The 15,647-nt window shown below is 73.5% G+C and carries 5 protein-coding genes; all 5 read left to right on the top strand.

The genetic code is table 11. The features are described 5' to 3' along the window. A partial coding sequence (locus ACIQM0_RS06190; protein WP_401283941.1) for an SDR family NAD(P)-dependent oxidoreductase occupies nucleotides 1-2,760 on the top strand: 2,760 nt, incomplete at its 5' end. Between the two features lie 110 nt (nucleotides 2,761-2,870). Continuing rightward, a complete protein-coding gene (locus tag ACIQM0_RS06195; protein ID WP_401283943.1) occupies nucleotides 2,871-10,247 on the top strand; it encodes a beta-ketoacyl synthase N-terminal-like domain-containing protein in 7,377 nt (2,458 codons plus the stop codon). 118 nt (nucleotides 10,248-10,365) lie between these two features. After that, nucleotides 10,366-11,988, top strand: coding sequence for a PfaD family polyunsaturated fatty acid/polyketide biosynthesis protein (locus tag ACIQM0_RS06200; RefSeq protein ID WP_401283945.1), 1,623 nt, complete (start codon nucleotides 10,366-10,368; stop codon nucleotides 11,986-11,988). Next, on the top strand, nucleotides 11,985-13,886 hold the full coding sequence (locus ACIQM0_RS06205; RefSeq protein WP_401283947.1) for an acyl-CoA dehydrogenase family protein: 1,902 nt from the start codon (nucleotides 11,985-11,987) through the stop codon (nucleotides 13,884-13,886). Before ACIQM0_RS06200 ends, ACIQM0_RS06205 begins: the two co-directional genes overlap by 4 nt. Continuing rightward, a complete protein-coding gene (locus tag ACIQM0_RS06210) occupies nucleotides 13,883-15,640 on the top strand; it encodes an acyl-CoA dehydrogenase (protein ID WP_401283949.1) in 1,758 nt (585 codons plus the stop codon). Before ACIQM0_RS06205 ends, ACIQM0_RS06210 begins: the two co-directional genes overlap by 4 nt. The last annotated feature ends 7 nt before the right edge of the window (nucleotides 15,641-15,647 follow it).

Below are 15,647 nucleotides of genomic sequence, written 5' to 3' on the forward strand. Positions count from 1 at the left end.
GGTGCGGTGCTGGAAGCTCTGCTGGGTGTGGTGGCGGAGAAGACGGGTTATCCGGCGGAGATGCTGGAGCCGGGTATGGATCTTGAGGCGGATCTCGGGATCGATTCGATCAAGCGGGTCCAGATCCTCGGTGCGTTGCAGGAGCGGTTCCCCGTCTCGGGTGATGTCGATCCGGAACGCCTCGGTGAGCTGCGCACCCTCGACGACGTCGCCGGCTTCCTGAGCGCTGCCGCCGCTCCCGCTCCCGCCGCCGCGAGCGCCCCCGCCCCCGCCGCTTCCCAGGTGCCCCTGGTGGTCGATTACCCGAGTGCTCCGGGGGTCGGGCGGACCTTCGCCTCGGTGCAGGAACTGCCCGCGCCCTACCGGGTCGTGGAGGCCTACGCGGACCACCGGACCGCGCTCGTCGTGGACGACGGGTCCGCGCTGGCCGGTCCGGTGATCGGCGCGCTGCGTGCCGACGGCTGGCGGGTCGAGGTCGTGGGGCTGCCCGGCGAGGTGGCGACCACGGAGGCCGCCGACTCGGTGCAGCAGCTGCGGACATGGGACGCGGCCGAGCTGGCCCGTGCCGTGACCGCCACGCGCATCGACCTCGTCGTGCAGCTGGTGGCCGCCACCGGACAGGAGTGGGCCGACGCGGCACAGCGGCTGGCGCACACCGTACTCGTGGCGAAGCAGACACAGCCCGCGCTGAAGGCGGCCGCCGCCGCCGGCAACAGAGCCGGCTTCGTGGCCCTGACCCAGCTCGACGGGGCCAACGGCTACCGGGGGAGCGCGTCCGGGTCGCCGCTGCTGGGCGGGGTCTCCGGACTGGTGAAGACGCTGGGGATCGAGGTCCCGGAACTCTTCACCCGTACCGTCGACTTCGCACCGGGTCTGGACGACCGGACGGTCGCCGACCGCTTCCTGGGCGAGATCGGCGACCTGGCCACGGACCTCGCGGACGTCGCCCACGACGCCCACGGGCGCCGCACGGTCGTCCCCTCGGCCGAGGCCCCCGCCGGGCACCTGGCCGTCGTGCCCGAGATCGATGCCGGTGACCTGCTCGTGGTCACCGGCGGAGCCCGCGGCATCACGGCGGACTGCCTCCAGGCGCTGGTCGACGCACGGCCGGCGGGGCTGCTGCTCCTGGGCCGCAGCGAGGTGACGCCGGAGCCCGGCTGGGCGGCCGGACTGGAAGGCGCCGGGCTGAAGGGCGCCATCGCCAAGCGGATCGCCGCCACCGGCGAGAAGCCCACCCCGCGCGGGGTCGAGGCGGTCTACCGGGAGGTGACCGGCAGCCGGGAGATCACCGAGAACCTCCGGCGGCTGCGGGCGAGCGGCGCCACCGTCGAGTACGTCGTCGTCGACATCACCGACGCCGCCGCCGTACGGGCCGCGCTGGCACCGTACGCGGGCCGGGTCACCGGAGTGGTGCACGGCGCCGGTGTGCTGGCCGACCGGCTGATCGTGGAGAAGACCGCGGAGGAGGTCCACCGCGTCCTGGGGACGAAGGTCCTCGGCCTCGGCCATGTGCTGGACGCGCTGCGCGGCACCGCGAACCTGCGGCACCTGGTGTTCTTCTCCTCCGTCGCCGGCTTCTTCGGCAACCGGGGCCAGTCGGACTACGCGGTCGCCAACGAGGCGCTCAACCGGCTCGCCGTCCGGCTGAAGCACGAACTGCCCTCGGCCCGGGTCACCTCGGTCAACTGGGGTGCCTGGGACGGCGGGATGGTCACCGACGACCTGCGCAGGATGTTCGCCTCGCGCGGTGTGGAGCTGGTCCCGGTACGGACCGGGGCCGGTATCTTCGCCGAGCAGTTCACCGCGGCGCGCGGCCACGACACGGTCATCGTCGCCGGTCCGCTGAAGCCGCTGTCCGCCCCGCCCGCCGCCGGACCGGGCACCCCGGTCTCGCTGCTGGCGGACCGCGATCTGGCGGAACTGGCGGCAGACGCCCTGCTGGGCGACCACACGATCGACGGCAGGAAGGTGCTGCCCGCCACCGCGGCGCTCGGCGCCCTGATCGGCGCGGCCGAGACGGCGAGCGGGAAGACGGTCACCGAGGTGAGCGGCTTCCGGGTCTTCAAGGGAGTCGTCCTGGACGGAGAGGGTGAAGCCCCCTCGCGGCTGCGGCTGTTCCTGGAGCCGGGCCGCGACTCCCGGCCCGACACGGTGGACGTCCTGGCGTCCGCGGTGGACGGTGCCGGGCAGAGCCGGCCCGCGTACGGCGCCAACCTGGTCACGAGCGACGCCGGAGCCGGCCTCGCGGACCGTACGGACCTGGCCGGTACCGCCCGCGGGGCGAGCGGCACGGACGCGGGACCGCTGTACCGCAACGGCACGCTCTTCCACGGACCGAGCCTGCGCGGCCTCCGCCGCGTCCTGTCCTCGGACGCGCGGGGCCTGCTGCTGAGCGCCCGGCTCACCGACGGGCGCCCCGCACGCGGTGCGTACCACGGAACGCTGCACAGCCCGGTGCTGGCCGATCTGCTGCTGCAGTCGGCGCTGGTCTGGGTCCGGCAGCACCGGAGCCGGGCGTGCCTGCCGATGGAGATCGCCCGGACCCGCTTCTTCGCCGAGATCCCCAGCGACCAGGAGTTCCTGATCGCCGTGGAGAACATCGAGGAGGTCAGTACCGGCATCACCTGCTCGGTCACCGCACTCGACCGGGAGGGCCGTGTGCTCCAGGTCATGGACGGGGTGTCGGTGGTGGAGGACCCGCAGCTGGAGGGCAAGTTCGGGCAGCCCGTACAGGTCGCCGCCGGCACCGTCTCGGTCTGACACCCCGGCCGGTGCTCCCTCTCCCCCCGCCCCTCACCGGGCGCCCGGCCGGGAGGCCCCTCACCGGGCCCCCGACCGGCCCCATTCGGACAATCGGAGGCTGACCCCTCATGGGCAAGTACGCGATCGTCGGCCTGGCCTGCCTCTTCCCCGGCGCCGGGACCCCCGACGACTACTGGCGGAACCTGATCGGCGGCGTGGACTCACGCACCGACGGAGGCAGCCGGATCTTCGGGCACTCCCCGCAGGACAGGGAGACCGACCCCGAGGACAGGCACCGCATCTACTGCCTCCGGGGCGGATTCCTCGACGAGCACGACGCGAGCTCCCCGTCCGCGGGGACCGCCGGAAGCGGCGGCCCCGGGGCCCTCCGTGAACCGAATGGATACCTTCTCCCGCCCGACTACCTGGCCGGTCTCGACCGCTCGTTCCACTGGGCGCTCTCAGTGGCCAGGGACGCTCTGGCCGACGCGGGCCAATCCCCCGCGTCCGCGGACGGCCGGAGCGGGCGGCGGACCGGGGTGGTGTTCGGGAACTACCCGTTCCCCACCCCGGCCTCCGGCCGGCTCGTGGGAGAACTGTGGGACACGGCGGTCGCCGAGGGGCTCGTGGAAGCGGGCTTCCCGGCCGCCGCCGGCATCACCGCCCCGGCCGGCGGCGACGACGCCGCCGGTCCGGGGGGCGGCTCACCCGACGGCGTGGCCGCCGCCCACAACCTGTGGGCGGGCGGCATGCCCGCCCAGGTGGTGGCCGCGGCACTCGGCCTGGAAGGGCCGCGGCTCACCCTGGACGCGGCCTGCTCGTCCGCGCTGTACGCGCTCAAGCTGGCCTGCCTCCACCTGGAGACCGGCCGCGCGGACGTGATGCTCGCCGGCGGCGTCTGCGCCCCCGACCCCACCGTCGTCCACCTGTCCTTCTCCGACCTGCGGGCCTACCCGCAGGACGGATTCAGCCAGCCCTTCGACGCCCGCTCCCGGGGCATCGTCACCGGCCAGGGCGCCGCGATGATCGCGGTGAAGCGGCTGGCCGACGCCGAGCGCGACGGCGACCGGGTGTACGCGGTCATCGACGCGGTCGCCCTGACCAACGACGGCCCCGGCAAGCACATGCTGGCGCCGAACGCCGCCGGGCAGCGGGCCGCGTACGAGCTGGCCTACCGCGAGGCGGGCGTCGACCCGTCCGCGATCCAGTACCTGGAGTGCCACGCCACCGGCACCCCGCTCGGCGACAGCACCGAACTCGGCAGCGTGGAGGAGTTCTTCGGGCGCGGTCCGCTGCTCGGCTCGGTGAAGGCCAACCTCGGGCACCTGCTGACGGTGGCCGGCATGAGCAGCCTCATCAAGGTGGTCCTGTCGCTCGCGCACGGCACCATCCCCCCGACCATCGGCGTCGAGGAACCGCTGCCCGGCACGGTCGCCGACCGTGTCGTACGGGAACTGCGGCCCTGGCCCGAACCGGCAGCCGGAGACCCGCGCCGCGCGGGCGTATCGGCGTTCGGCTTCGGCGGTACGAACGCACACGTGGTGCTCTCGGCACCGGACGGCCCGGACGCCGGCGCCGCGCCGCGGCCCCCGGCCGACACCCCGCCCCCCACCGACCCGCCCGCCCTCTCCGTCATCGGCATGGGGGCCCACTTCGGCTCCTTCACCACCCTGGACGCCTTCGAACGCGCCGGATACGAAGGGCTCGACGCCGTACGCGAGCTGCCCGAGCAGCGGTGGCGCGGCTTCGAGACCGTCGACGGCGGGCCGCTCGACCGGGCCGGGCTCGCCAAGGACGGCGTGCCCCGGGCCGCGTACATCGAGGAGTTCGAGGTCGACGCGACCTCGTACCGCATTCCGCCCAAGGAACTGGACCACTTCAACCAGCAGCACCTGCTGATGATGCGGGTCGCGGAGGAGGCACTGCTCGACGCCGGGTACGCACGGCCCCGCCCCGGTCGCGGAGCCGGCGGGAGCCCGCGCCGGGTCGGCGTGGTCCTCGGCATGGAGATGGAGCCCAGCGCGCACGGCCACGGCTCCCGGTACGAACTGGGCCGCAAGCTCACCGAGTGGTGCGCGAGCGCCGGTGTGCGGCCCTCGCCCGAGCAACTGGCCGCGCTCACCCGCGCCGCCCGCAACGGCATCCACGACTCCATCGAACCCAACGAAGTCCTCAGCTACATCGGCAACATCATGGCCAGCCGGGTCTCCTCGCTGTGGAACCTCAACGGCCCCTCCTTCACCCTCTCCTCCGACAGCGCGGTCGGGGTCGACGCCCTCGACGTCGCCCGGCTCCTCCTGATGGACCCCACGGTCGAGGCGGTCCTCGTCGGAGCCGTCGACCTGGCCGCCGGACCGGAGAGCACCCTCGCCCGCGAACTGCTGGAACCCGGCACCGTCACCGGCGGACTCCGCGTCCTCGGGGAGGGCGCCGGAGCGGTCGTCGTGACCCGGCCCGCATCGGTGCCGGCCCAACGGACCGTGTACGCCACGGTGTCGGCCCTCGCCGTCCGCCACTCGGCGGGCGTCGCCCCGGGCGTGGACGCGGAGCTGGTCACCGCAGCCGCGGAGGACGCGCTCGCCGCCGCCGGGCTCACCCCCGGCGAGGTCGAGCTCGTCGAGACGGGGGCGGCGGACCCCGCCACCCTCGAAGGACTCGCCCGCACCTGGACCGCCGACCGGTCCGGCGGGGAACTGCGGACCGCCGTGTCCGGTGTCCACGGCTCCATCGGTGACAGCGGCTGCGCCTCCGCGCTCGCCTCCGTCATCCGGGCCGCCCTCTGCCTGCACCACGGCTACTTCCCGGTGGCACCGGCGGGCGTCGACGCCGAACGGCTCGGCGGCTCCGCGTTCTTCCTCGCCGCCGACTCCCGGCCCTGGCTGCGGACCCGCCGCGACGGACGGCGGGCGGCTTCCGTCAGCGTCACCGGTACGTCCGGCAGCCACGCGCACGTCGTCCTCACCGGCGGCCAGGTGCGCGGCGAGGTCACCGAGACCGACTGGACCAGGTCCGGCGGCGCACTCGTCGTCCCCGTCGGCGCGGACGACATCGCCGGGCTGCTGCGCCGGCTCGGTGAGCTGCGCACGGCCCTGGACGGCGACTGGGCGGCCCTCGCGGAGGACCGGCCCGCCCCCCTCAAGGCGGTGCTCGTCGCGGACAGCACCGAGGGGCTTGCCCGGCAGATCGACCAGGCGCTCAAGGACCTCCCCGGCGTGTGGGAGTCCGGCGGCGAGTGGCTCTCCCCGTCCGGCAGCTACTTCACCGCCCGCCCGCTGGGCGCGGAGGGGAAGGTAGCCCTGGTCTTCCCGGGCGCGTTCAACTCGTACCTGGGGCTGGGGCATTCGCTCTTCCGCTCGTTCCCCGGCCTGCTGCCGCGCTTCGAGGCCCAGGCCGAACTCCCCGCCGAACTGCTGCGCAGCGCCTCCCTCTACCCGCGCTCGCTCACCCCGATGGGGCGCCGCGACCTGATGCGGCGGGAGGCCGAACTCGTCGAGGACATCCCGCTGATGCTGGCGGCCGGCACGAGTTACGCGCTGCTCTCGACGGACCTGGTGCGCGAGGTGCTGGGCATTCCGGTGGACGGCGCGTTCGGCTACAGCCTCGGTGAGAGCAGCATGCTCTTCGCCACCGGCGGCTGGATCAAGAGCGCGCGCGGCGACGAGAAGATCAGCGCCTCACCGCTCTTCGACGACATGCTGCGCGGCCCCAAGCGGACCGTGCGCGAACTGTGGGGACTCGGCGACGAGGTGCCCGACAACGAGGTCTGGTCCACCCATGTGCTCCTCGCCCCGGCGGCGGACGTACAGGCTGTCGTCCAGCGCTTCGAGCGGGTCTTCATCACGCACGTCAACACCCCGCTGGAGGTGGTCGTCGCCGGTGACCCGGGCCAGTGCAAGGAGGTCATCGCCGAACTGGCCTGCCGCAGCGCCCGCTCCCCGGCCAACCACGTCATGCACTGCTCCGTGGTCGACGGGGTGCTGACCGATCTCGCCGACCTCAACCGCTATCCGACGGGCGACGTCGGGGACCTGGTGCTCTACAGCAGCCGGCACTACGCACCGGTGACCGACTTCGACGCGGACGCCGTCGCCGGGAACATCGCCGTGACGCTGCGCGAGACGGTGGACTTCCCGAAGCTGGTGCGACGCGCCTACGAGGACGGCTTCCGCTGCTTCATCGAGGTCGGTCCCAGCAGTACGTGTGCGCGCTGGATCCACGAGACGCTCGGGGACGAGCCCCATCTCGCGGTCTCCGTCGACCGGCGGGGCGCCCGCGGCGCGACCGACATCGCCCGGCTGGTGGCCCGGCTCGCCTCCCACGGCGTCCCGGTCGACCTCGCCCCGTTCGCACCGCCCGCCGCGCCCTCGGGCACCCGGGGCACCCTGGGGCTGCGCACCTTCACCGTGGGCGGGGCCCCCGTCCCGCCGCTGGTCGCCGAGGGCGCGGCGGCCACGATCGCCGGACTGCACACCGAACCGGCCGACCCCGTCACGGCCGAACTCGTCACGGCCGACGCCGTCATCGCGAAGCCCGTCGCCGCGACCGTCAGCGCGACGCCCCCCGCGACCACGACCGCGACGCCCACCGCCACCGCGACGGCCACCGTCACCACCACCGAGGTGCCCGTCGCCGCACTCGGCGCCTCCTTCGCCGCGGGCGCGCCGGCCACAGCCGCTCCCGCCGGATCCGGGCTGCCCCTGGCTCCCGCCACTCCCGCCCCCGCAACTGCAGGGGGCGCCGAAACCGCCACGGAATGGGACTCCGCGATGTCGATCCGCCCCGCCGCCCCACCGTCCGCATCAGCAATCGAGCTGGAGCGGGAGCCCATCACGATGATCCCGGCCACCGCCGCGACCGTGCCGCCGGCCGCCCCGGCGCAGGAGCCACCGCGGCCGGCCATCTTCGGAACGCCACTGCCCGCCCGCCCCGCCCGGACCGCGGAGGAGACCACCCTCACCCTGGTACGCGGACTCCGCAGCGAGATGCTGGAGGCGCACCAGGAGGTGCTGGACGCCCAGCAGGCCCTGCGCGAACAGCTCACGGCGCTGCTCGCCGCATCGGCCCCGGCCACCGCCCCCGTCGCCGCGCCCCGGCCGCCCAAGCCCGAAGGAGTCATCTGGGACGAGCACGACCTGCTGGAGTTCGCCACCGGCAGGATCGGCAACGTCTTCGGGGAGCGCTACGCCGAGATCGACGCCTTCCGCCGCCGGATCCGGCTCCCCGCGCCCCCGTACCACTTCGCGACGCGGGTCACCGCGCTGGAGGCCGAACCCGGGGAGTTCAGGCCCTCGTTCATCCGTACCGAGTACGACGTGCCGGCCGACGCCTGGTACGCCGTGGACGGACAGGTCCCGCCCGCGGTCACCATCGAGGCCGGACAGTGCGACCTGCTCCTGATCAGCTACCTCGGAGCGGACTTCACCAACCGCGGCGACCGTGTGTACCGCCTCCTCGACAGCAGCCTCAGCTTCGTCGGCGACCTTCCCCAGGTCGGGCAGACCCTGCGCTACGACATCTGGATCGACCAGTTCGTGCGGCAGGGCGACACGATGCTGTTCTTCTTCCACTACGACTGCTACGCCGACGGCGAGCTGATCCTCAAGCTGAACAACGCCTGCGCCGGGTTCTTCACCGACGAGGAGCTGGAGAGCTCCCTCGGCATCATCCAGGGCAAGGCCGTACCGCCCGCCAAGAACGCCGCCTTCTCCGGGGCCAGCTCCTTCAAGCCGCTGGCGGCCACCGCCCGTACCTCACTCACCTCCCAGGACCTGGCGCTGCTCGCGGAGGGACGGCTCGACGAGGTCTTCGGGCCCGGCCACCGCAAGCCCGAGGGGACCAACAGCTCGCTCAGACTGCCCACCGAGCAACTGCGCATGGCCGACGAGGTGACCCTGCTCGACCGCAAGGGCGGTGCGCACGGCCTCGGACGGATCGAGGCGGTCAAGCACCTCGTGCCGGACGGCTGGTACTTCACCTCCCACTTCCCGGACGACCCGGTCCTGGCCGGCTCGCTGGTCGCGGAGGGCGCCGTACAGCTGCTGGAGACGTACGCGTTCTCCCTGGGCCTGCACCTGTCCCTGCCCGACGCCCGGTTCCAGCCCGTCCCCGGGCTGAAGACCGAGGTGAAGGTGCGCGGCCAGATCACTCCGGACACCGAGCGCATCGAGTACCGGATCGACATCACCGACCTGACCCTGCTGCCCCGCCCCGCGATCACCGCGGACGTCATCGTGCTGCGCGACGGCAAGCCGTCGATCAGCGTCACCGGTCTCGGCATCCGGCTGGTCGAGAAGGCGGGCACGCCCTACCGCCCGGAGGCCGGCGGCAAGGTGCCGCACTTCCTGGGCCGGCTGAGCCCCGCCACCGGTGAGCGGGCCCTGCTCAGCGAGTTCCACATGGCGCACGCGGCCAGGGGCGACCTGGCCACCGCGATGGGACCGGAGTTCGAGGTCTACGCCGACAGCCGGGCCCCGTACATCCCCAACGGCGACTTCCTCTTCGTCGACCGGGTGATGGAGCTCGAAGGCACCCGCGGGGTGCTCAAGCGCGGCGCGGTCATGGTCACCGAGTACGACTCCCCGCAGGACGCCTGGTACTACGGCGACAACGGCTCGCCCTCCATGCCCAACTGCGTCTACATGGAGTCCAGCCTCCAGGCGGCCATCCTGCTCGGCTACTACCTGGGCGCCACGCTGCCCTTCCCCGAGGAGCAGTTCAGCATCCGCAACCTCGACGGCCGCGCCACCCTCGTCAAGGACATCGACCTGCGGGGCAAGACCATCCAGCACCGCTCGACGCTGCTGTCCAGCGACCAGATGCCCGGGTCGATCCTGCAGAACTACCGCTACGAACTCTCCGCCGACGGCGAGGTGTTCTACACCGGGGAGTCGCTCTTCGGCTACTTCAACGCCAAGGCCCTGGAGAACCAGGTCGGCCTGGACAAGGGCAAGCACGTCCTGCCGTGGCTCGACCAGCAGCCGGCCAGGCCCGCCGGAATCCGCCGGGTCGAACTCGCCGCCCACCGGGCCGCGGAGGACACCCGCGGCGGACCCCGGCTGGCCGGCGGCCACCTCGACCTCGCCGAGTGGGTCGACATCCTGCCCGGCGGCGGCAAGCACGGCCAGGGCTATCTGCGGGGCCACCGCTCCATCGAGCCCGACGAGTGGTACTTCTCCTGCCACTTCCACCGCGACCCGGTGATGCCCGGCTCCCTCGGCGTCGAGGCCCTGCTCCAGGGACTCCAGGTGTACGCGGTCGAGACGGGGCTCACCGACGGGCTCGTCAACCCCCGCTTCGCGATGCTCTCCGGCACCGAGACGACCTGGTCCTACCGGGGCCAGATCCTGCGCGACGACCCCGACATGGAGTTCGACGTGCACGTCAAGGAAGTGCGCCGCACCCCGGGCCGGATCGTGCTGCTCGGCGACGCGAGCGTCTGGAAGTCCACCCTGCGGATCTACCAGCTGGGCGGCATCGGCATCGAGATCCACCACGACGGGGCCTGAGCCCGCCGGGTGGCCGCAGACCGGGCGGCCACCCGGCAGGCCCTGAACCCCCGCCCGAGGAATCGAGATCCACCACGACCGGGCCCGAGGCCTCGTCCGACCCGACAGGAGACCCAGCATGACCAGCGACCACCAACGGCCCAGGTGGACCGGGACCGCGGCGCCCGCGGTCGGTGACACCGGGGTGCACGAAGCCCTGATGCGTCTCGGGGAACCCGTCTACATCGTGCGCGGGCCCTACGGGCTGGGCGCGGTGACCGGCGGCGCGGTCGTGGCCGGCGGCGAGCACGAGATCGTCGCCACCGCGCCCCCGCTCGGGCCCGAACGGCTCGGCAGCGCCGCGTTCCTGGCCGCGCACGGCCTGCGCCAGGCCTACATGAGCGGGGCCATGGCCAACGGCATCGCCTCCGCCGACATGGTCATCGCCATGGCGCGGGCCGGACTGCTCGGCTCGTACGGCGCGGCCGGGCTCCTCCCGGAGGCCATCGAGAAGGCGCTGATCCGCTTCCGGGACGAGATCCCCGGACTTCCGTACGCCTGCAACCTCATCCACAGCCCCAGCGAGGAACGGCTGGAGCGCACGGCCGTCGACCTCTTCCTGAAGTACCGGGTGCCCTGTGTGGAGGCGTCCGCCTTCCTCACGCTCACCCCGCACATCGTGCGCTACCGGCTCGCCGGTCTCCGCGCCGGCGGCCCGCACGGTGTCATCGCGGAGAACAAGGTCATCGCCAAGGTGTCCCGGCCCGAGCTGGCCGAGCTCTTCATGCGGCCCGCGCCGGAGGCGATGGTGCGCGCCCTGGTCGAGGAGGGCGCCGTCACCGAGGAGCAGGCCCGGCTCTCGAAGCTCGTCCCCGTCGCCGGCGACATCACCGTCGAGGCCGACTCGGGCGGGCACACCGACCGCCGTCCGCTGCCCGCGCTGCTGCCCGTCATCATGCGCCAGCGCGACGCGATCATGCAGGAGCACGGTTACCCGGAGCGCGTCCGGGTCGGCGCGGCCGGCGGCATCGGCTCGCCCGAGGCGGCGGCCGGCGCCTTCGCGATGGGCGCGGACTACATCGTCACCGGATCGGTCAACCAGTCCTGCCTGGAGGCGGGTACCTCGCCGCGGGTCAAGGAGATGCTCGCGCAGGCGGGCATCGCCGACTTCGAGATGGCACCCGCCGCCGACATGTTCGAGATGGGCGTCGAGCTCCAGGTGCTCAAGCGCGGCACGTTCTTCCCGATGCGGGCCAAGCAGCTGTACGAGCTCTACCGCGCCCACGACGGCATCGAGGAGATCCCGGCGGCGGTGCGCGAACGCGTCGAGAAGCAGATCTTCCGCCGCCCCCTGGACAGCGTCTGGGCGGAGACCGTCGAGTACTTCACCCGCCGCGACCCCGACCAGCTCGCCCGCGCCGCCGACCACCCCAAGCGGCGGGCCGCGCTGATCTTCCGCTGGTACCTCGGGATGGCGTCGCGCTGGGCGAAGACCGGCGAGGCGGACCGGGCCGTCGACTACCAGATCTGGTGCGGCCCGGCGATGGGCAGCTTCAACGCCTGGGTCCGCGGCACCTACCTGGCGGCGCCCGAGCACCGCAGGGTCGCGGACGTGGCCCGGCAGATCATGACGGGCGCCGCCTTCCACCAGCGGCTCTCCGTGCTGCGCGGTGCGGGCGTCACCTTCCCGACGGGCCTCGGCACCCGCCCGTCCCCCGAGGACGCGGCCGCTGTCGGCCCGGTGGCCGGGGCACGCCCATGACCACCTCACCACCGGCCGCCGGAGAGAAGCCGGCCCCCTCGCCCGACGCCACCGCCCCCACGCACCGGCTGAGGGCGCTGCCCGGCGGCGGCGAGGGCGCGGGCCCCTACCCGCGGGCCGAACGGCTGGACGCCGCGCTGGGCGACCCGTGGCAGGCGGACAACCCGTACGGGTTCGCCGCCGGCGTCGCACGGGACGCCGCCGGGGCGTACCCGGCCGACGCCGAGGCCCGGCTGCGCACGGCCGGTCTCCACCTCGGCTACCTGCCGAAAGCGCTGGGCGGGACGCTCCACTCGCTGGAGGACACCCAGATCCTGGTCCGGGTCGCCGCCCGCCGCGACGTCAACGTCATGCCGGCCACCATGTTCAGCATCTCCGCCGTCATGACGGTGCTGGCCGCGGGCACCCCCGAACAGCACCGGACCATCGCCGGCTGGGTGCGCGACGGACGCACCGTCGCGTTCGCGCTCTCCGAGGAGCAGGCCGGCAGCGACGTACTGGCCAACACCTGCCGCCTGGACGACGACCGCGGGCTCACCGGCACCAAGTGGCTGGTGGGCCGCGGCTCCACCGCGGAGGCGGCGGTCGTCGTGGCCCGCACGGCGGAGCGCGGGCCCGCGGCCTTCACCGCCCTGCTGCTCGGCCCCGAGGAGCTGGCGCACAGCGGTGTGCGGCGGCTGCCGCCGAGGCGGACGACCGGCATGCGCGGCATGGACTTCGCGGACCTGGAGTTCACCGGCGTCCCGGTGCCCCCGAGCGCCGTCGTCGGCACGGTCGGCAGCGGCCTCGCCGGGGCGATGCGGGCCCAGCAGGTGGTCCGGCTGATGAGCACCGCGGGCTGCCTGGCCACCGCCGACACGGCGCTGCGCACCGCCCTGCGCTTCGCCCGCACGCACCGCACCGGCGGGGTTCCGGTCGCGGAGACCCCGTACGGCTCCCGTGAACTCGCGCTGGCCGCAGCCGAGTTGTTCGCCGCCGACCTCACGGCTCTCGTCGCGGCCCGCGCCATCCATGTGGCGCCCGGCGCGTTCGCGCTGGCCTCCTCCGTCGTCAAGCATGTCGCCACCCGGCTCACCGCCGCCTCCGCCGCCCGCTGTCGCGCCATGGCGGGGGCGCGGGCCGTCCTGCGGGAGGGCCCGGGAGGGGTGCTGGACAAGGCGGTCCGGGACAACGGGATGGTCGAGGTGATCGACACCAGCCTGCTCGGGAACCTCCGGGCCATCGCGATGCACCTGCCGTCCTACGCGGCCGCGTACGGCGACGGGACGCCCCCGGAGCCGGGCGGCCGCGAGTCCGCGGAACGCCGGCTCCGGCTCGACGCCGTCCTCGCCCTGGGGGACGGCTCCTGTCTGCCCCCGCTCGATCCGGCCGCGCTCGACCTCGGCGTACGGGCCAAGGACGACATCCTGCTGGGTTTCGCGGAGTACGCCGGGGAGATCGCCGCCGAGCTCGGCCGGCGGGGCGACACGGCAGCCGCCGCCTCGGTGACCGGGCTGCGGGCCGACCTGGCGGCCACCCTCGGGACCGCGGTGGAGGCACAGCGGGACCGGGCGCGCTCGCCGAAGGCGGCCCCCGACACCCTCGATCTCGCCGACCGCCTCTGCCTGCTGTACGCGGCCGGCACGGCGGCCCTGACCTGGTGGTTCCACCGCGACCGGCCCGGACTCTACGGCGATCCGGACCGGGGCGGCACCGCCTGGCTCAACCCCGTACTCACCCTGGCCCGTTCGCTGGCCGAGGGGCGCGACCCCCGCCGGGCGGGCCCGGACATCGCCCCCCTCGGCCGGCTGGTCACCGCGCTCGACACCGAGCGGCGGCTCTTCACCGCACTGCCGGTCCGGCTGTGCGACAGCTCCCCGAACGGGGAACCACGGCTTCCGGAGGATGACAGGACATGACTGATCTCCACGCGCTGATGGCCGATCTGGAACGCCACCTCGGCGATCCCCACGACCCGTCCGGACCGATGCCGTTCTCCCGCGTCCTCGAACTGGACGAACGCCAGGAGTATCCCCACGAGTTCGTCAACACGGTCGCCTGCTGGGGCCTGTACGACTGGATGGTGCCCGCCGCCCACGGCGGGAAGGCGGTCAACGTCGAGGACGGCTTCAACCTCTACCGGCTCGTCGCCCGGCGCGATCCGACCTCGGCCACCGCGATGGTCCTGGCCAGCATCAGCTACATGCCGGTGTGGGTCGGCGGCACCCCGCGCCAGCGTCAGCACTTCGCCGACGTGATCAGGGGCGGCGGGAAGCTCGCCTGGGGCCTCTCCGAGCGGAACCACGGCAGCGACATCCTCGCCAACGAGACCACCGCCCGGCGCACCGAGGGCGGCTGGCTGCTCAACGGTGAGAAGTGGACCATCGGCAACGCCACCGTCGCGGACGCCGTGATGGTCTTCGCCCGTACCTCGGAGAAGGGCGGGCCCGGCGGATACTCCATCTTCGCGGTGGAGAAGGCGGGCCTGGCGGCCGGCCAACTGGAGCACCTGCCGGACGAGCCGCTGCACGGCCTGCGGGGCCTGGACATGAGCGGTGTCAGGCTGCGCGACTGCTTCGTACCGGACTCCGCCCTCATCGGCGGCCGGGGCAAGGGCCTCGAAGTGTCGCTGAAGAGCGGCCAGTTGGTGCGGATCGCGATATCCGGCATCGCGATGAGCTGTGTCGACACCGCCCTGCGCACCACCCTGGACTTCGCTGTGGAGCGGAAGATCTTCGGCGGCCCGGTCTCCGAGATCCCGTACTCGCAGCGCCAGCTCGTGGAGAGCTACGCGGACCTGCTGATCGCCGACGCGCTGACCCTCGGCGCCGTACGGAGCCTCCAGCTGAGCCCGGACCAGGCCAGCGTCTGGTCGTCCGTGGTGAAGTACTTCATCCCCACCTTCCTCGCCCAGTCGATCGACCGGCTCGCCGTCGTCCTGGGGGCCCGCCACTACCTGCGGTCCCACCCCCGGCACGGGATCTTCCAGAAGGTCATGCGGGACTTCGTGATCTCCGACTTCGCCGACGGCAACACCGTGGTGAACCTGAAGAACATCGCCCTGCAACTGGAGCGGCTGCTCGCCAACGCCGTCGAGCAGGTCCCCGAGGTGGTGGCCGGTGCCACCGCACGGACCGCGCCCCTCTTCGACCCGGCCCACCCCATGGAGCCCTACCGGCCCTCCGAGCAGCAGCTGTTCAGCCGGGGCGTGGACGACCCGGTGGTCGCGCTGCGCCCGGCGGTCGCCGAACTGCGCCTGGCGGCGGCCGCCGCCTGGGGACCCGACGCGGCCCGGCTGGCCGGAGCGGCCGACACGGCGGGGCTGATCGTCGGCGAACTGGACCGGCTCGCCGAGGAGCACCGCAAGCTCAGCGCCGAACTCGGCAAGGCCGTCGCCCAGTCGGCCGAGCTCTTCGACCTGGCCAAGCAGTACACGACGGTGTCCGCCGCGGCGGCCGTCGTCCACCTCTACCTCAACGGGCGGGACAGCATCGCCCCGGAGCTGCGCTCCCCGGCCGTACTGCTCGTCTGCCTGGAGCGGCTGCTCAAGCAGTTCCGGCCCACCGAGCGGGCCGCGGGCCCCGCCGAGATCTCCGAGGTCGCGGACGCGATGCTGCACGCGCACCGCGAGGGCCGGCTCTTCTCCTTCCGCGCCTTCCCCGTGAACGGGTGAACCCCCT

Source organism: Streptomyces sp. NPDC091387 (genome assembly GCF_044756945.1).
In the GTDB taxonomy this organism is placed as follows: Bacteria; Actinomycetota; Actinomycetes; order Streptomycetales; family Streptomycetaceae; genus Streptomyces.